Annotated in this window: 16 protein-coding genes; 9 read left to right on the top strand and 7 right to left on the bottom strand. The window is 72.9% G+C overall.

The genetic code is table 11. From position 1 onward, the window contains the following. Window positions 1-66: 66 nt before the first annotated feature. From IG64_RS28345 to IG64_RS28355, 3 genes are read right to left on the bottom strand one after another with little or no spacing between them, the layout of a single operon-like run. Complete coding sequence (locus tag IG64_RS28345) at window positions 67-477, bottom strand: RidA family protein (protein WP_037861333.1); 411 nt, start codon at window positions 475-477, stop codon at window positions 67-69. After that, window positions 474-1,259: an IclR family transcriptional regulator gene (locus IG64_RS28350; RefSeq protein ID WP_037861334.1), complete on the bottom strand. Its 786-nt coding sequence runs from the start codon at window positions 1,257-1,259 to the stop codon at window positions 474-476. Before IG64_RS28350 ends, IG64_RS28345 begins: the two co-directional genes overlap by 4 nt. Continuing rightward, window positions 1,256-2,302 carry a sugar kinase gene (locus IG64_RS28355; RefSeq protein ID WP_037861335.1) on the bottom strand — a complete coding sequence of 349 codons (1,047 nt, stop codon included), beginning with the start codon at window positions 2,300-2,302 and terminating at the stop codon, window positions 1,256-1,258. The genes IG64_RS28350 and IG64_RS28355 overlap by 4 nt, the downstream gene beginning before the upstream one ends. A 139-nt stretch (window positions 2,303-2,441) precedes the next feature. Here IG64_RS28355 and IG64_RS28360 point away from each other — a divergent pair, with 139 nt between their 5' ends. Together IG64_RS28360 and IG64_RS28365 are read left to right on the top strand one after the other, a co-directional pair. Next, window positions 2,442-3,713, top strand: coding sequence for an amino acid deaminase (locus IG64_RS28360; RefSeq protein WP_037861336.1), 1,272 nt, complete (start codon window positions 2,442-2,444; stop codon window positions 3,711-3,713). 107 nt (window positions 3,714-3,820) lie between these two features. Next, window positions 3,821-5,470, top strand: coding sequence for an N-acyl-D-amino-acid deacylase family protein (locus IG64_RS28365; RefSeq protein ID WP_037861338.1), 1,650 nt, complete (start codon window positions 3,821-3,823; stop codon window positions 5,468-5,470). A 21-nt stretch (window positions 5,471-5,491) separates the two neighbouring features. Here IG64_RS28365 and IG64_RS28370 read toward each other — a convergent pair whose 3' ends face one another. After that, entirely contained in the window at window positions 5,492-6,370 is an 879-nt protein-coding gene (locus IG64_RS28370; protein WP_037861339.1) for a S1 family peptidase, read from the bottom strand. Between the two features lie 217 nt (window positions 6,371-6,587). Between IG64_RS28370 and IG64_RS28375 the strand changes: the two genes are divergently transcribed. The 3 genes from IG64_RS28375 (at window position 6,588) to IG64_RS28385 (ending at window position 9,038) form a co-directional block, all read left to right on the top strand. Continuing rightward, window positions 6,588-7,799, top strand: coding sequence for a pyridoxal phosphate-dependent aminotransferase (locus tag IG64_RS28375; protein WP_037861341.1), 1,212 nt, complete (start codon window positions 6,588-6,590; stop codon window positions 7,797-7,799). Between the two features lie 102 nt (window positions 7,800-7,901). Next, window positions 7,902-8,363 carry a hypothetical protein gene (locus IG64_RS28380; protein ID WP_037861343.1) on the top strand — a complete coding sequence of 154 codons (462 nt, stop codon included), beginning with the start codon at window positions 7,902-7,904 and terminating at the stop codon, window positions 8,361-8,363. Between the two features lie 147 nt (window positions 8,364-8,510). Beyond that, a complete protein-coding gene (locus tag IG64_RS28385) occupies window positions 8,511-9,038 on the top strand; it encodes a GNAT family N-acetyltransferase (RefSeq protein WP_078884272.1) in 528 nt (175 codons plus the stop codon). Window positions 9,039-9,139: 101 nt separating this feature from the next. Here the strand turns inward: IG64_RS28385 and IG64_RS40705 are convergent, their stop codons facing one another. Next, window positions 9,140-9,316, bottom strand: a complete 177-nt coding sequence (locus IG64_RS40705; RefSeq protein ID WP_037861344.1) for a membrane protein — start codon at window positions 9,314-9,316, stop codon at window positions 9,140-9,142. 221 nt (window positions 9,317-9,537) lie between these two features. Continuing rightward, complete coding sequence (locus tag IG64_RS28395) at window positions 9,538-11,370, bottom strand: phosphoenolpyruvate carboxykinase (GTP) (protein WP_037861346.1); 1,833 nt, start codon at window positions 11,368-11,370, stop codon at window positions 9,538-9,540. A gap of 300 nt (window positions 11,371-11,670) precedes the next feature. On the opposite strand from IG64_RS28395, the gene trhA reads away from it, so the two are divergent. The 4 genes from trhA to IG64_RS28415 all read left to right on the top strand — a co-directional run bounded on the left by trhA (window position 11,671) and on the right by IG64_RS28415 (window position 14,289). Then, on the top strand, window positions 11,671-12,384 hold the full coding sequence (trhA, locus tag IG64_RS28400; protein ID WP_037861403.1) for a PAQR family membrane homeostasis protein TrhA: 714 nt from the start codon (window positions 11,671-11,673) through the stop codon (window positions 12,382-12,384). A 94-nt stretch (window positions 12,385-12,478) separates the two neighbouring features. Continuing rightward, window positions 12,479-13,132 (top strand): TetR/AcrR family transcriptional regulator, encoded by a 654-nt coding sequence (locus IG64_RS28405; protein ID WP_037861348.1) that lies wholly within the window; start codon window positions 12,479-12,481, stop codon window positions 13,130-13,132. A gap of 33 nt (window positions 13,133-13,165) precedes the next feature. After that, window positions 13,166-13,897, top strand: coding sequence for a Mut7-C RNAse domain-containing protein (locus IG64_RS28410; protein WP_037861350.1), 732 nt, complete (start codon window positions 13,166-13,168; stop codon window positions 13,895-13,897). Window positions 13,898-13,944: 47 nt separating this feature from the next. Continuing rightward, on the top strand, window positions 13,945-14,289 hold the full coding sequence (locus IG64_RS28415; protein ID WP_158771658.1) for a hypothetical protein: 345 nt from the start codon (window positions 13,945-13,947) through the stop codon (window positions 14,287-14,289). A gap of 9 nt (window positions 14,290-14,298) precedes the next feature. Here the strand turns inward: IG64_RS28415 and IG64_RS28420 are convergent, their stop codons facing one another. Next, a complete protein-coding gene (locus IG64_RS28420) occupies window positions 14,299-16,332 on the bottom strand; it encodes a thioredoxin domain-containing protein (protein WP_037861354.1) in 2,034 nt (677 codons plus the stop codon). Between the last annotated feature and the right edge of the window lie 119 nt (window positions 16,333-16,451).

Consider the following 16,451-nt stretch of genomic DNA (forward strand, 5'->3'; position numbering starts at 1 on the left):
GCGCGGCACCCGAAGGGACGGGCGCCGCGCCGTGCGGGGACGTGCGGTGGTGCGAGGGGGGAGGCGTCAGCCGAGGACGGCGAGCGCGTCGATCTCGATGAGGAGTCCCGCGGGCAGACCGACGTAGACCGTGGTGCGGGCGGCGGGCGGCTGGGTGAGGCCCTGCTCCTCGAAGTAGGCGTTGTAGATCTCGTTCATCTCGGCGAAGTGGTCCACGTCGGTGAGGTAGACGCGGATCATCATCACGTCGTCCCAGCTCGCGCCGCCCTCTTCCAGGATCGCCTTGACGTTGGCGAGGGTCTGCAGGGTCTGCTCGCGCAGGGTGGGACCGGCGGGCGTGGGGGCCTTGCCCTCCTCGTGGGGCAGGAAGCCGACCTGGCCGGCGACCTGGAGGATGTTGCCCTTCCTCACACCGTGGGAGAACTTGGCGGGCGGCACGGTGTGGGTCTTCGGGGTGAGCGCGGTCTTCTCGGTCATGCGGTGTCCCTGTCCGGTGTGGTTGCGGGGGTGGGTACGGGAGTTCTCCCGGAGTACTCGCCGCTGATGGCGTCCGCGGTGCGGCGCACCAGCGGGAGCAGGGTGAGGAGTTCGTCGGCGGTGACGACGACGTTCGGCGCGGAGACCGACATCGCGGCGACCACCCGGCCGTCGGCGCCGCGGATGGGGGCGGCGACGCAGTTGATGGATTCCTCGTGGCCGCCGAGGTCGGTGGCCCAGCCCTGTTCGCGCACCGTCGCCAGCTCCTTCAGGAAGGCGGCGGCGCTGGGGGTGGAACGGGCCGTGTACAGGGGGTAGTCGAGCTTGTCGGCGATCGCGCGCCGTTCGGGCTCGGGCAGGTCGGCCAGCAGGAGTTTGGCCACCGCGGCGACGGTGATCGCGACGGGCTTGCCGATCCGGGAGTACATGCGCACCGGGTAGCGGCTGTCGACCTTGTCGATGTACAGCACCTCGTTCTCCTCGTAGACGGCGAGGTGCACGGTGTGGCCGCAGGTCTCGTTGAGGCGCAGCAGGTGGGGGTGGGCGATCTCGCGGATGTCGAGGTTCTCCACCGCCTCCTGCGCGAGGGCGAACAGGCGCGCGCCGAGCCGGTAGCGCTGGTCGGACTGGCGGTAGACCAGGCCGTGTTCGTGCAGGGTGCGCAGCAGCCTGAGCGCGGTGGACTTGTGGACGCCGAGGCGGTCGGCGACCTGTCCCAGGTCGGCGGGGCCCTCGGCGAGCAGCGGCAGGATGCTCAGTGCGCGGTCGACGGTCTGGCTCATGGCGTACGTACCTCCTTCTCGGCCCCTTCAGCGGTGCGCGTCCAGCCGGGGCCGAGTCGAAGTCTCCCCCACGCGGCCTCGTCCAGGGCGGCCAGCCGGTCGGCGTGGTCGCGGGCGGCGGGGACGGCGAGGTCGCCGGGGACGGTGAGGGCGGCGGCGGCCATGAGGTGGCCGTGCCGGAGGCGGTCGCGCACGGGCAGGCCGCGCAGGGTGGCGGAGAGGAATCCGGCGGCGAAGGCGTCCCCGGCGCCGACGGGCGCGACGACGTCGACGCGCAGGGCGGGGACGGAGGTGCTGCCGCCGGGGTGGAAGACGGTGGCCCCTTCGGCGCCCTGTTTGACGACGAGGACCGCCGGTTCGGGCAGCAGGGAGCGGATGGCGCCGGGCCCGCCGGTGGTGCCCCAGGCGGCCTCGGCCTCGTCCTCGCCGACGAAGACGAGGTCGGCGCCGCGGGCCAGGTCCAGCAGCACGCGCGGCCCCTGCGCGTCCCGCCACAGGCCGGGCCGGAAGTTGACGTCGAAGGAGACCAGGGGGCGGCCGGGGCGGGGGGCGGTCAGCTCGCGCAGCAGGCCGAGGCAGTCGGCGGACAGGGCGGCCGTGATGCCGGACAGGTGCAGGACGCGGCAGGCGCGCAGGGCCGCCGTCTCCACGGTGCCGGCGGCCATCGCGGAGGCCGCCGAGCCGGCCCGGTAGTAGGCCACCTCGTGGGCGTCGGTGGCCCGGTCGCCCGCGGTGCGGAAGTAGATCCCGGTGGGGCGGTCGGGGTCGCGTGCCACCGAGGTCACGTCGACGCCGTACGCCCCGATCGTCTCGACCAGGTGGTCCCCGAAGCCGTCGGCGCCGACCCGGCTCACCCAGCGGGCGGAGTGTCCGGCGGCGGCGAGCATGCAGACCACGTTGGACTCGGCGCCGCCGATGGCGCGGGTGAAGGAGGGGACGTCGGCGAGGCGGCCGGGGCGGGAGGGCAGGAAGGTGACCATGGACTCGCCGAGCGCGACGACGTCCACGTCGTCGGTGCCATTGCGGGGTCCGGTGGCGGTCACGATGCTCGTAGCTCCTCGGTGCGGGGGTGCGGGGCGCGGGGCGTTTCGTTGACCTCGCGTGGCCGAGATGTTAGACAGCATCAAGCGGTCCGTGCAATGCACGTTGCATATTTTGCAACGCATCTGATCAGGAGGGTCCATGGACACCGAGGCGCTCGCACGCCTGGCCGAGGAACGGGTCGACCACCGGTTCAAGGGGCTCCCGCCGGACGCGGACGGCCTGACCGTCGGCGAGCTGACGGCCGAGCGCCGCAACCTGTTCACCGGCGGCTTCACCACGCCCGTGCTCGCGCTGTCCGCCGAGCGCCTGGAGCACAACCTGAAGCTGATGGAGACCTACGCGGCCCGGCACGGCCTCGCCTTCGCCCCGCACGGCAAGACGTCCATGGCGCCGCGGCTCTTCCAGCGGCAGCTCGAGCACGGCGCGTGGGGCGTCACCCTCGCCGTACCGCACCAGGTGCGGGTGGCCCGCGCCTTCGGGTTCCGGCGGATCTTCCTGGCCAACGAGCTGGTGGACCCGGCCGCGCTGCGCTGGAGTGCCGCCGAACTCGCCGCCGACCCGTCCTTCCGCCTCGTCTGCTACGTCGACTCCGTGCGCGGGGTCGAGCTGATGGACGCGGTGCTGCGCGAGGCCGGCGCCGGGCGTCCGCTCGACGTGGTGGTCGAGCTGGGCGCGGGCGAGGGCGCGCGCACCGGGGCGCGTACCGCGGCGGAGTGCGCGGCGGTCGCCGACGCGGTCGCCGCCACGGACACCCTGCGCCTGGCCGGGGTCGCCGGATACGAGGGCGAGGTGCCGCGCGCCGACCCGGAGCGGGTGCGGGCGTGGCTGCGCCGGCTCGTCGGCCTCGCCGTGGAGTTCGACGAGGCGGGCCGCTTCGCGGGGACGGAGGAGATCGTGGTGAGCGCGGGCGGCAGCGCCTGGTTCGACGCGGTCGCCGATGTGTTCGCCGAGATCCCCGGGCTGTCCCGGCCGGTGCTGAAGCTGCTGCGCTCGGGCGCCTACGTCTCGCACGACGACGGCCACTACCGCGAGATCACCCCGTTCAACCGGGTCCCGCAGGAGGGCGCCCTGGAGCCCGCCTTCCGCCTGTGGGCGCAGGTCGTCTCCCGGCCCGACGGCGGGCAGGCCTTCGCCAACGCGGGCAAGCGGGACGCGGCCCACGACCTGGACCTGCCGCTCGCCCAGGTGGTCCGGCGCGAGGGCGCCGAGCGCCCGGCGGCCGGCATCACCGTGACCGGCCTGTCCGACCAGCACACCTGGCTGGGCACGGACCCGGAGGCGGACCTCGCGGTCGGCGACTGGATCGGCCTGGGCCTGTCCCACCCGTGCACGTCCTTCGACAAGTGGCAGCTGATCCCGGTGGCCGAGGCGGACGGCACGGTCGTCGACTACATCCGTACGTTCTTCTAGGCGCTGCCGTCACCTTCCCGTCGTCCGCCCGCGGGGCGGACGGGAATGCGACGACAGGGTCTGGAGGCCAGGCCAGGACTCCGAGGAGTCAGGAAAGGGAGCCACCCATGGATCCGGTCGAACTCGCCGACCTCACCGACCTCGTCATCCGGGACGCGGACGTCGTGGACGGCACCGGCGCACCCTCCTACCGCGCCGACGTGGCGATCAGGGGCGGCCGGATCGTGTCGATCGTCAAGGAGGCCGCGGCGGCCGGCTGCGCGCGGCCCCGGGCCCGGCGCGAGCTGGACGCCGAGGGGCTGGTCCTCTCCCCCGGCTTCATCGACATGCACGCCCACAGCGACCTGGCGCTGCTGCGCGATCCCGGCCACAGCGCGAAGGCCGCCCAGGGCGTCACCCTGGAGGTGATCGGGCAGGACGGCCTGTCGTACGCCCCGGTCGACGACCGGACGCTCGCCGAGGTCCGCCGGGCGATCACCGGGTGGAACGGGCACGGCGACGACATCGACTTCTCCTGGCGCTCGGTGGGCGAGTACCTGGACCGGCTCGACCACGGCTTCGACGGCCGGGGCATCGCCGTCAACGCGGCCTACCTGATCCCGCAGGGCACCGTGCGCGCCCTGGCGGTCGGCTGGGAGGGCCGCCCGGCCACCCCGCGGGAGCTGGACCGGATGCGGCAGCTGGTCGCCGAGGGCCTGGAGCAGGGCGCGGTCGGCATGTCCTCCGGGCTCACCTACACGCCCGGCATGTACGCCGAGGACGCCGAACTGACCGAACTGTGCCGGGTGGTGGCGCGCCACGGCGGCTACTACTGCCCGCACCACCGCAGTTACGGCGCGGGCGCGCTGGAGGCGTACGCGGAGATGGTGGCCCTGACCCGGGCGGCCGGCTGCCCGCTGCACCTGGCGCACGCCACCATGAACTTCGGCCCGAACAAGGGCCGGGCGCCCGAACTGCTGGCGCTGCTCGACGACGCGCTCGCGGCGGGCGCCGACATCTCCCTCGACACCTACCCCTACACGCCGGGCTGCACCACCCTGGTCGCGCTGCTGCCGAGCTGGGCGAGCGAGGGCGGCCCGGAGAAGATCCTCGGCCGGCTCGCCGACGAGGCGACCGCCGAGCGGATCCGCCACCACCTGGAGGTCACCGGCTCGGACGGCTGCCACGGGGTGCCGGTGGAGTGGGAGACGATCGAGATCTCCGGGGTGAGCGACCCCGCGCTCGCCGGGCACGTCGGGCTCACGGTGGCGCAGTCGGCGGCCCGGCGCGGCGAGAGCTGCTGGAGCGTCGCCCGCCGCCTCCTGGTGGCGGACCGGCTCGGCACGACGATCCTCCAGCACGTCGGACACGAGGAGAACGTACGCGCGATCATGCGCCACCGCGTGCACACCGGCGGTTCCGACGGCATCCTCCAGGGCACCAAGCCGCACCCGCGCGCCTACGGCACCTTCCCGCACTACCTCGGCCGGTACGTACGGGAGCTGGGGGTGCTGTCGCTGGAGGAGTGCGTCGCGCACCTCACCTCGCGCCCGGCGGCCCGGCTGCGCCTGCCGGACCGCGGGCTCGTCCGCGAGGGGTACCGCGCCGACCTGGTGCTGTTCGACCCGGCCACGGTGGCGGCCGGGTCGACCTTCGAGGAGCCGCGCGCGCTGCCGGCGGGGATCCCCCACGTCCTGATCGACGGCCGGTTCGTGATCGAGGACGGGCGGCGCACGGACGTCCTGGCGGGCCGGACGGTCCGCCGCACCGCGGTGTGACCGCCCGGCCACGCGGGGGGGCTACGGCTTGGGCAGGACGCAGCCGGCCGCGTTCAGGTCCAGCCGGTTGCCGGTCGTGAAGCAGGCCGGGATCTGGTAGGTCTCCTCGGCGTAGTTGATGCCCTGGCGGACGGTGACGTTGCCGCTCTGGTCGACCTCGCAGGGGTTGTTCTCGGTGCAGCGCTCCCCGTCCTCGTTGCCGGTGTTGTTGACGGCGACCACCTTGCCGGTGGCGGTGTCGATGACGGGCGAACCGGAGGTGCCGCCGATGGTGTTGCAGGCGGAGGTGTAGCGGACGGAGTCCTTCCAGGTCCAGCCGCCCTCCTTGAGGCGGTAGACGAATCCGTCGATGCTGCAGCTGTAGGTGCGCTTCCAGTAGCCGGAGACGACCTTGATGGCGGTGCCGGCGACCGGGTGGGTGTCGCTGACGGTGAGCGGGCTGATCCCGTAGGAACTCCTGATCTGCGCGTAGGTGCGGGTGAGCTGGTAGATCGTGACGTCGGTGTCGGTCATCGTCGAGTAGACGACCTTGCTCGCGCGCAGCGTCGCGACCTGGGAGCCCGCGGAGTTCAGCAGCCCGAAGGAGCGGCTGGAGGACTGGCCGACGATGACCTCGCCGGGCGCCGGGAAGCCGGTCTCCAGGCAGTGGCCGTTGCTGAGCACGAGCGCCGGGTCGCTGTCCGCGGAGGCGGGGAAGCGGATGACCGAGCCGGAGCAGTTGCTCAGCGCCACGGTGCCGGCGAAGTCGACGGCCTTGGCGGCGGGCGCCGCCTGCGCGTGACTTTGGGCCGCCTTCGCCGAGGCGGGCGCGGCGCTCGTGGTCTGCGCCGCCGCCGCGGGTGCCACGCCCGCCCCGGTGATCACCAGGGTCGCGAGCGCGGCCAGGAGAGGCTTGTTCATGTGGGGGTCCCCTCTGCGGACATGAGCGACCGGAGATCTTCCGGCCGCCTGTCTTGTCATGCGCATTGTGATGGCGGTGCGCGGGCCCCGACAAGAACCCGTCCCGCCGTCATGGGGTCATCCCTCGGTCGGAATCCGCGGCCGCGGATTCCGACGCGCGTCTCAAGTGGCGGAAAACACGAGCCACCGGGCGTTACCCGGCCGTAAGCTCCCATACATGCAGGTGATCCAGTCGACCAAGCTCGCCAACGTCTGTTACGAGATCCGGGGGCCGGTGCTCGAGGAGGCGATGCGGCTGGAGGCGGCCGGTCACCGCATCCTGAAGCTGAACACCGGCAACCCGGCCGCGTTCGGCTTCGAATGCCCGCCGGAGATCCTGGAGGACATCCTCCGCAACGTCTCCACGGCCCACGGCTACGGCGACGCGAAGGGCCTGCTGGCCGCCCGCCGCGCGGTCGTCATGCACAACCAGACGCTCGGCATCGAGACCGACGTCGAACACGTCTTCATCGGCAACGGCGTCTCCGAGCTGATCGTGATGGCCATGCAGGCCCTGCTCGACGACGGCGACGAGGTCCTCGTCCCGGCGCCGGACTATCCGCTGTGGACCGCGGCCGTCTCGCTGTCCGGCGGCACCGCCGTGCACTACCGCTGCGACGAGCAGTCCGACTGGATGCCCGACCTCGCCGACGTGGAGCGCAAGGTCACCGACCGCACCAAGGCGATCGTGATCATCAACCCGAACAACCCGACCGGGGCGGTCTACGACCCGGCCGTGCTCAAGGGACTGACCGACATCGCCCGCCGGCACAACCTGCTGGTCTGCTCCGACGAGATCTACGACAAGATCCTCTACGACGGCGCCACCCACACCCCGACGGCCTCCGTCGCCCCGGACCTGCTGACGCTCACCTTCAACGGCATGTCCAAGGCGTACCGGGTGGCGGGCTACCGGGTCGGCTGGATGGCGGTCTCCGGCCCGCGCGCCCACGCCGACTCCTACATCGAGGGCCTGACCATCCTGGCGAACATGCGCCTGTGCGCGAACATGCCGGGACAGCACGGCGTGGTCGCGGCCCTCAGCGGGCGCCAGACCATCAACGACCTGGTCCTGCCCGGCGGACGGCTCAAGGAGCAGATGGACACCGCCCATGAACTGCTCACCCAGATCCCGGGCGTCACCTGCGTACGCCCCAAGGGGGCGCTGTACCTCTTCCCGCGCCTGGACCCCAAGGTCTTCAAGATCAGGGACGACCGGCGGATGGTCCTGGACCTGCTGCGCCGCGAGAAGATCATGGTCGTGCACGGTACGGGCTTCAACTGGCCCGAGCCCGACCACTTCCGCGTCGTCACCCTGCCCACGGCCGGTGACCTGCGCGACGCGGTGAGCCGGATCGGCACCTTCCTGGACGGCTACAGCCAGGTCTGACGCTCACCCACGGTGTGCCTACGGTCCGGTTCCGCGACCCGGCTCAACTTTAGACGGGTTCTAAGGTAGGATGCTTTCTGTCAGAGCACAGGAGGCCGTCCCATGTACGAACCGATCCGCGGCAAGTCGGTCCACAGCACGATGGCCGGCACCACCTCCGACTTCCCCCACCGCTCCCGCGAGGAGGAGCTGGACATCCAGCTCGCCGGCCATCTCGCGGCCCTGCTCACCGTCACGGACGAGCTGCGCGCCCTGGCCCCGGAGGCCGGCCTGGACGCGGCGGCCGAACGGCTCGCCGCCCAGGTGACCCGGCTGCGCGGCGGCCGTGCCCCGGTCCGCGCCTCGGTGGCCGCGGTCACCGATCCGGGTCCGCTGCACCGGCGGGCGCACGCCCTCGCGGGCCGCGCCCTGGTCGTCGCCGCCTCCCGGGCGGACACGGCGGCGGCCATCCTGGCCGCCGAGCGGATGGACGCGCACGCCGCCGCGCAGGCGGCGGCACCGGGCGAGCCGCCCAGGCGGGAGCCCCGGGGGAACAGCCAGGAACTGAGCGGCGCCGCCCAGTAGCCCCCGCCGAGGGCTCCACCGACGGCCCCGGTCCGCGCGCACCCGCAGCGACGCGCGGACCGGGTGCCCTGCACTCCGCCGGCCGTTCCGCACCTGGGGCACCGGCCGCCCCGCACCGTGTCCGCATCCCGGCGGGAGAGAGAAGACATGTCAGGCGAGAGAGAAGACGCCGCCGTTCCCGGCGCCGCCGTCCGGCCCGTGCGCCCCGCCGACCTCCCCGCGGTCGCCGCCGTCTACGGGCACTACGCCCTGCACACCGTCGCCACCTTCGACGAGACGCCCCGCGCACTGGAGGACTGGGAGGCCAAGCGCGCCGATCTGGCCGCGCGCGGGCTGCCGTTCCTGGTCGCCGAGGAGGCGGGCCGCGTCCTCGGCTTCGCGTACGCCGGTCCGTACCGCCCCAAGCCGGCGTACCGGCACACGGTCGAGGACTCCGTGTACCTCGCCCCGGACGCCACCGGGCGCGGGCTCGGCGCCGCCCTGCTGGGCGCGCTGATCGACGGGTGCGCCCGCGCCGGGGCGCAGCGCATGATCGCGGTCGTCGCGGAACCGGGCGGTGACGCCTCGGCCGCGCTGCACCGCCGCCTCGGGTTCACCGAGGCGGGCCGGCTCACCGGCGTCGGGTACAAGCACGGCCGCCGCCTCGACACCCTCCTGTTGCAGCGCGCACTGTGACCGTCGCGCCGCCGGCGCGCCGACCGCGCGCCGGCGGTTCGGAGGAGACCCCGGCGCGGCGGCCACGGTGACGCGTTCGCGTCAACCAAGAACCAGGACCGTCAACCGAAGATCACGACGAAGAGCACGAACAGCACGAGGATCGCCAGGACGACCATCCAGACCGGCCAGTTGCCGCGCCCCTGCGGCTCCTCGGGGCCGCCGCCGCGCGGGCGGTCCTCGGCCAGGTCCGGGTTGTCGGGACGGTCGTGCTTGTAGAAGTCACCGTCTCCAGCCATGCCCTCATCACCCTCCTTCACCGGGAGGACTCCCGGGTACCCGCGGCCGCCCCGGCCATACGGCCGGCTGGGCCGAACGGGTGAGGGCACACGGAAGGGGCCGGCCCCGCACGCCGTTGTGCGGGGCCGGCCCCTGACCGGTTCCTGCCGCGGCCGACCGGAGCGACTGTGCAGGTCAGGGCAGGTCGCGGTCGGCCGCGGAGTTCTGGGCAGCGGGCGGGTCAGCCCAGGCGCTCGACCAGCGCGCGGTACTGCTCCCACAGCTCCTCGGGCGTGTGGTCACCGAAGGTGTTCAGGTGCTCGGGGATCAGCGCGGCCTCCTCGCGCCACACGTCCTTGTCGACGGTGAGCAGGAACTTCAGGTCGGAGGCGGACAGGTCCAGGCCGTCGGTGTCCAGCGCCGCCTCGGTCGGCAGGATGCCGATGGGGGTCTCGACGCCCTCCGCCCTGCCCTCCAGGCGCTCGACGATCCACTTCAGCACGCGGCTGTTCTCGCCGAAGCCCGGCCAGACGAACTTGCCCTGGTCGTCCTTGCGGAACCAGTTCACGTAGTAGATCTTCGGCAGCTTGGACTGGTCCTTGTCCTTGCCGACCTCGATCCAGTGGCCCATGTAGTCGCCCATGTTGTAGCCGCAGAACGGCAGCATGGCGAACGGGTCGCGGCGCAGCTCGCCGACCTTGCCCTCGGCGGCGGCGGTCTTCTCGGAGGCGACGTTCGCGCCGAGGAACACGCCGTGGTTCCAGTCGAAGGACTCGGTCACCAGCGGCACGGCGCTGGCCCGGCGGCCGCCGAAGAGGATCGCCGAGATCGGCACGCCCTTGGGGTCCTCCCACTCCGGCGCGATGATCGGGCACTGGGCGGCGGGGGTGGTGAAGCGGGCGTTGGGGTGCGCGGCCGGGGTGCCGGACCCGGGCGTCCAGTCGTTGCCCTTCCAGTCGGTCAGGTGGGCCGGGGTCTCCTCCGTCATGCCCTCCCACCACACGTCGCCGTCGTCGGTGAGGGCGACGTTGGTGAAGACCGAGTTGCCCCACAGCGTCTTCATCGCGTTGGCGTTGGTGTGCTCACCGGTGCCGGGCGCGACGCCGAAGAAGCCGGCCTCCGGGTTGATCGCGTACAGGCGGCCGTCCTCGCCGAACCGCATCCACGCGATGTCGTCGCCGATGGTCTCCACGGTCCAGCCGGAGACGGTCGGCTCCAGCATGGCGAGGTTGGTCTTGCCGCAGGCGCTGGGGAAGGCGGCGGCGACGTACTTGGCCTCGCCGGTGGGCGGGGTGAGCTTGAGGATCAGCATGTGCTCGGCGAGCCAGCCCTCGTCACGGGCCATGACGGAGGCGATGCGCAGGGCGTAGCACTTCTTGCCGAGCAGCGCGTTGCCGCCGTAGCCGGAGCCGTAGGACCAGATCTCGCGGTCCTCGGGGAAGTGCGAGATGTACTTGGTGGAGTTGCACGGCCAGGGGACGTCCTCCTGGCCCTCCTCCAGCGGGGCGCCGACGGTGTGCACGGCCTTGACGAAGAAGCCGTCGTCGCCGAGTTCGTCGAGGACCGGCTGTCCCATGCGGGTCATGGTGCGCATGGACACGGCGACGTAGGCGGAGTCGGTGATCTCGACGCCGATCGCGGAGAGCGGGGAGCCGAGGGGGCCCATGCAGAACGGGACGACGTACATCGTCCGGCCCTTCATGGAGCCGCGGAAGATCCCGCCCTCACCGTCCTCGCCCCGGAAGATCTCCCGCATCTCGGCGGGGGCCTTCCAGTGGTTGGTCGGGCCGGCGTCCTCCTCCTTCGCGGAGCAGATGAACGTACGGTCCTCGACGCGGGCCACGTCGGAGGGGTCCGAGGCCGCGTAGTAGGAGTTGGGGCGCTTGATCGGGTCGAGTTTCCGGAAGGTGCCCTTCTGGACGAGCTCCCCGCACAGTCGCTCGTACTCGGCCTCGGATCCGTCACACCAGACCACCCTGTCCGGCTGCGTGAGTTCCGCGATCTCGTCGACCCACGAGATCAAATCCTTGTGGTTGGTCGGGAGGACGGGGGGAGCCGCGATGTCGCGCGCCACGATTGCTCCTAAATGAGGGGTTTTTTGTCTTGTCGCCCCGTGGGGGCTGCGACCCGGACGCTTCGTAGCCGCTCATCCGGTGCCGACCGCACTCATTTGATCATCCGACGCACGCGCCCATCTGTCCAGAGGGCCGCACAGGTGAGCAGGGTGAGGAATCCCACGGTTTTCCGGGCTTCTTTGCGTCCGCGTTGACTTCGGCTGAAGGACTTTTTGCGTTCGCCCGGTTCCGCCGCGATCGCCGCACTCCGCCCCGTGCTCTGACGCCTGACTTACCGGGAGGTGGGTACCATGCGGCGCATGACTGCGTCCGCCTCCGACGCGCCCCTGGACACGCCGGCCGGTGGCCGCGGTCCGGCCGCGCTCTCCCTTCCGCATCCAGTCAAGCCGAAGCTGCGCGGCTGGCTGCACCTCGGAATGTTCCCGGCCGTGCTGATAGCGGGCCTGGTGCTCACCGCGCTCGCCGACTCCACCCGGGGCCGGATCGCCTGCGGGATCTACGTCCTCACCGCCTGCCTGCTCTTCGGCGTGAGCGCGCTCTACCACCGCGGGAACTGGAGCCCCCGTCTCGGCGGCGTCCTGCGCCGCCTGGACCACGCGAACATCTTCCTGATCATCGCGGGCACCTACACGCCGCTCACCCTGCTGCTCCTGCCCGGCGGCAAGGGCCAGTGGCTGCTGTGGGGCATCTGGGCGGCGGCCGCCGCCGGCATCGTCTTCCGCGTCTTCTGGGTCGGCGCCCCGCGCTGGCTCTACACCCCGTGCTACATCGCGATGGGCTGGGCCGCCGTCTTCTTCCTGCCCGACTTCATGCGCACCGGCGGCATCGCGGTCCTGGTCCTGGTGATCGCCGGCGGCCTGCTCTACAGCGCGGGCGGCATCGTCTACGGCCTCAAACGCCCCAACCCCTCCCCCCGCTGGTTCGGCTTCCACGAGGTCTTCCACTCCTTCACGCTGGCCGCCTTCGCCGTGCACTACGTGGGGATCTCCCTCGTCGCCTACCAGCACGGATAGCCACCGCCCCGGCGCACGGCGCCCGCCCGGGCGGGCGCGCGCCGGCCGCCGTCGGCCGCGGCCGGGACGTGGCCCCGTGCCGGACAATGGCCCCATGACGGCCGCACACTCCCCCGCCTCCCCCGCCGCACCCGCCCCGCCCGCCGGCCGCCCCCCGCTCGGCCTGCGCGAGCGGAAGAAGATCAGGACCCGTGAGGCGATCCGCGCGGCGACGTACGCGCTGGTCCGGGAGCAGGGCTACGACGCCACGACGATCGAGCAGATCGCCGAACGGGCGGAGGTCTCACCGTCGACCGTCTGCCGGTACTTCCCCGCCAAGGAGGACATCGTCCTCACCGACGCATGGGACCCGCTGCTGGCGCGGGAACTGCGCGCCCGGCCCGCCGACGAGCCCTGGGCCTGCTCCGTCCGCCACGCGCTGCACACGGCCATCGGCCGCGGCGTGGACGACCCCGACGGCGAGGTGTCGCGGCTGCGCACCCGGCTGATGGCCGAGGTGCCCGCGGTGCGCTCGCGGATGATGGAGAGCATGTCGGTCACCGGCCACCTGCTCCGCACCGCCGCGGCCGAGCGCACCGGCCGCGACCCGGAGAGCCTGGAGGTGCGGGCCTGGGCGGCGTCCCTGGTCGGCGCGCTGATGGAGACCACCATGTTCTGGGCCGAGAGGGGCCACCGCGACGACCTCGCGGACCTCGTCGACCGCACCCTCACCGTCCTCGAACACGGCCTGCCCCCGGAAAACCGCTGAGGCACCGGCAGCCCTCCGTGCCATCCTGACCAGGTGAACGGTCCCGAGATCCACGTCGAGTTCGCCCCCGGCCTGCACGTGTTCGTCCCGCACACCCGCCGCCGGGGCGCCACCGCGGTCGTCACCGACGGAGCCTCCTCGCTCGGCCACGTCGTCGAGTCCCTCGGCGTCCCCCTCACCGAGGTCGGCGCGCTGGTGGTCGACGGCCGCGAGGTGCCCGCGGCGCACGTCCCGCGGGCCGGCGAGTCCGTCCGGGTCCGCGCCGTCGAACGCCCCCAGCGAGTCCCCGGCGCCCCCCTGCGGTTCCTCCTCGACGTACACCTCGGCACCCTCGCCCGCCGCCTGCGCCTCCTCGGCGTCGACGCCGCGTACGAGTCGACGGACATCGGCGACCCGGCCCTCGCCGCCCGCTCGGCGGCCGAGAAACGCGTCCTGCTCAGCCGCGACCGCGGCCTGCTGCGCCGCCGCGAACTGTGGGCGGGCGCCTTCGTCTACAGCACCCGCCCCGACGACCAGCTCCGCGACGTCCTCGACCGCTTCCACCCCCGGCTGAGGCCCTGGACCCGCTGCACCGCCTGCAACGGCCTGCTGAGACAGGCCACCAAGGACGAGGTGGCCGACCAGCTCGCACACGGCACCCAGCGCACCTACGACGTCTTCGCGCAGTGCCGCGCCTGCGGGCGCGCGTACTGGAAGGGCGCCCACCACGACCAGCTGGAGGCGATCGTGGAACAGGCGATGAGTACGCGTGCGCAGGGGAGTTGAGTACGCGCACCGATCAGCGCGGCGGCCCGCTCCGGTTGGCTGGAGCCATGACAGCGACGACACGGAACGCGGCAGCCGGGCAGCCCGGGAACAACAGCACGGTGTGGGCCGCCGTGGGACTCGGCCTGCTCGTGCCCATGGTCGTCGGCTGCTGGCTGCTGGCCCTCTCCACCGAGCACGGCACGCAGTGCCTGATGTACGGCGACTCCACCCAGGGCTGCCACCAGGGCGGGGGAGGCGTCCTCTACGGCTTGTTCTTCGCCTCCGCCGCCGCCGGCGTGACCGCGCTGGTGCTCCCCCGCCGGCGGGCGTCGGCCCGCACCGGGGCCGCCGTCCTCCAGTGGGCCGCCCAGGCGCTGCTGGCCGTCCTCATCCTCGCCTTCAACTCCTGAGCACGGGCCTCACCCGCCCAGCGCCGCGCGCAGCCCCTCCGGGTCGCTGGTCGGGGCGTCGCAGGTGAAGTTGCGGCAGACGTACGCGGCGGGCTCGCCGCCCAGCAGCGGGCGGCCGGCGAGCAGCGGGAACTCGTCGCTGCCTTCGGTGCCGTAGGCGACGACGGCGCCGGGCGCGGGCGCCAGCAGCGCCGTACGGTGCAGGGCCCGGGCCCGCTCGTCGGCCGGGGACGGGCCGACGACCGCCACCTCGCGCGGCCCGTCGAGCGCGGCCTCGGCGACGGCCAGACCCCAGCCGACGAAGCGCGGGACGCGCGGGCCGAGCGCCTGGACGACCCCCAGTGCCCGTTCGGCGGCGGCGCGGTGCGGCTGCGAACCGGTGTGCGCCGCGTAACCGAGCAGGGCACCCGCGGCGGCCGTCCAGCCCGACGGAGTCGCGTTGTCGGTGGGGTCCTGGGGGCGCCGGATCAGCTTCTCGGCGTCGGTGGCGGTGTCGTACAGGGAACCGGACTCCGGGTCGGTGAACCGGGTCAGGACGTGGTCGAGGAGCAGGCCCGCGAAGTCGAGCCAGACCCCTTCGCCGGTCACCGAGGCGAGCGCCAGGAAGCCCTCGGCGACGTCCGCGTAGTCCTCCAGCACCCCGGCGTTCTCCCCGGCGTGCCCGTCCCGGCTGGTGCGGGTCAGCCCGGCGCGCTCGTCCATGTGCAGCCGTACGAGCAGGTCGGCGGCGCCGAGCGCGGCCCCCACCAGGTCGGGGCGGTCGAAGTAGGCGCCGGTCTCGGCGAGGGCGGCGACCGCGAGGCCGTTCCAGGCGGCGACGACCTTGTCGTCCCGGCCGGGCGCGGGCCGCCGGGCGCGCGCCGCGGACAGACGGCGGCGGATCGCCTCGATGCGCGCGGCGTCGTGGACGCCCTCGCGGACGGGGAGCTGGAGGACGGAGGCGCCGTGCTCGAAGGTGCCCTCCTCGGTGACGCCGAAGTACTGGGCGGCGAGTTCGGCGTCCTCGTCACCGAGGACCTCGCGCAACTGCTCCGGCGTCCACACGTAGTAGGCGCCCTCCACGTGCCGTCCCTGCCCGTCGTCGCTGTCGGCGTCGAGCGCGGAGGCGAAACCGCCCTGCTCCGTGCGCAGTTCGCGGACCATGAAGTCGGCGGTCTCCAGGGCCACGCGGCGGGCCAGTTCCGAGCCGGTGGTGCGCCACAGGTGGGCGTAGACCCGGCAGAGCAGCGCGTTGTCGTACAGCATCTTCTCGAAGTGCGGCACGACCCAGTCGCGGTCCACGGAGTAGCGGGCGAAGCCGCCGCCGAGCTGGTCGTACAGGCCGCCGCGGGCCATCCGCTCGCAGGTGTCCCGGGCCATCTGCAAGGCGCCCTCGGAGCCGGTGCGGGCGTGGTGGCGCAGCAGGAACTCGATCACCATGGACGGCGGGAACTTCGGCGCGCCGCCGAACCCGCCGCGCTGCGGGTCGTACTCGCGGGTCAGCCCGAGCAGCGCCTGCCCCAGCTCCTCGCCCCCCGGCGTCCGCGTACCGCCGTAGTCGATCTCGCGCTGGGCGAGGTCGCGGACGATCTTCCCGGCGACGTCGGTGACCTCGTCCCGGCGGGTCTCCCAGGCCTGCTGCACGCCTTGCAGCACCTGCCGGAAGGACGGCATCCCCTGCCGGGGCACGGGCGGGAAGTAGGTGCCGAAGTAGAACGGTTCGGCATCGGGCGTCAGGAACACGGTCATCGGCCAGCCGCCCTGCCCGGTGGCCGCCTGCACGGCCTCCATGTAGACGGCGTCGACGTCGGGCCGCTCCTCCCGGTCGACCTTGACGCTGACGAAGTGCTCGTTGAGGTAGTCGGCGGTGGCCCGGTCCTCGAAGGACTCGTGCGCCATCACGTGACACCAGTGGCAGCTGCTGTAGCCGACGCTCAGCAGCACCGGCACGCCCCGCTCGCGCGCCGCCGCGAAGGCCTCCCCCGACCAGGGCCACCAGTCGACCGGGTTGTCGGCGTGCTGGAGCAGGTACGGGGACGTCTCATGGGCCAGTCGGTTCGGCATACCCCCATCCTGCCTCACCCGCACCGGCCGGGCACGGAACGTGACCGGCGGCCCCGGACCCCCGGGGTGGGCGGCATGTCACTCCGCGCGACCGGCCGTCATTCCTTGGTGGCCGTTGA

The sequence above is a fragment of the Streptomyces sp. NRRL S-340 genome, from assembly GCF_000720185.1.
Lineage (GTDB): Bacteria > Actinomycetota > Actinomycetes > Streptomycetales > Streptomycetaceae > Streptomyces.

Excerpts from the sequence above, each read along its gene's own strand:
- IG64_RS28345 (WP_037861333.1), bottom strand. The coding sequence starts at position 477 with ATGACCGAGAAGACCGCGCTCACCCCGAAGACCCACACCGTGCCGCCC.
- IG64_RS28350 (WP_037861334.1), bottom strand. The coding sequence starts at position 1,259 with ATGAGCCAGACCGTCGACCGCGCACTGAGCATCCTGCCGCTGCTCGCC.
- IG64_RS28360 (WP_037861336.1), top strand. The coding sequence starts at position 2,442 with ATGGACACCGAGGCGCTCGCACGCCTGGCCGAGGAACGGGTCGACCAC.
- IG64_RS28365 (WP_037861338.1), top strand. The coding sequence starts at position 3,821 with ATGGATCCGGTCGAACTCGCCGACCTCACCGACCTCGTCATCCGGGAC.
- IG64_RS28370 (WP_037861339.1), bottom strand. The coding sequence starts at position 6,370 with ATGAACAAGCCTCTCCTGGCCGCGCTCGCGACCCTGGTGATCACCGGG.
- IG64_RS28375 (WP_037861341.1), top strand. The coding sequence starts at position 6,588 with ATGCAGGTGATCCAGTCGACCAAGCTCGCCAACGTCTGTTACGAGATC.
- IG64_RS28380 (WP_037861343.1), top strand. The coding sequence starts at position 7,902 with ATGTACGAACCGATCCGCGGCAAGTCGGTCCACAGCACGATGGCCGGC.
- IG64_RS28385 (WP_078884272.1), top strand. The coding sequence starts at position 8,511 with ATGTCAGGCGAGAGAGAAGACGCCGCCGTTCCCGGCGCCGCCGTCCGG.
- IG64_RS40705 (WP_037861344.1), bottom strand. The coding sequence starts at position 9,316 with ATGGCTGGAGACGGTGACTTCTACAAGCACGACCGTCCCGACAACCCG.
- trhA (WP_037861403.1), top strand. The coding sequence starts at position 11,671 with ATGACTGCGTCCGCCTCCGACGCGCCCCTGGACACGCCGGCCGGTGGC.
- IG64_RS28405 (WP_037861348.1), top strand. The coding sequence starts at position 12,479 with ATGACGGCCGCACACTCCCCCGCCTCCCCCGCCGCACCCGCCCCGCCC.
- IG64_RS28415 (WP_158771658.1), top strand. The coding sequence starts at position 13,945 with ATGACAGCGACGACACGGAACGCGGCAGCCGGGCAGCCCGGGAACAAC.
- IG64_RS28420 (WP_037861354.1), bottom strand. The coding sequence starts at position 16,332 with ATGCCGAACCGACTGGCCCATGAGACGTCCCCGTACCTGCTCCAGCAC.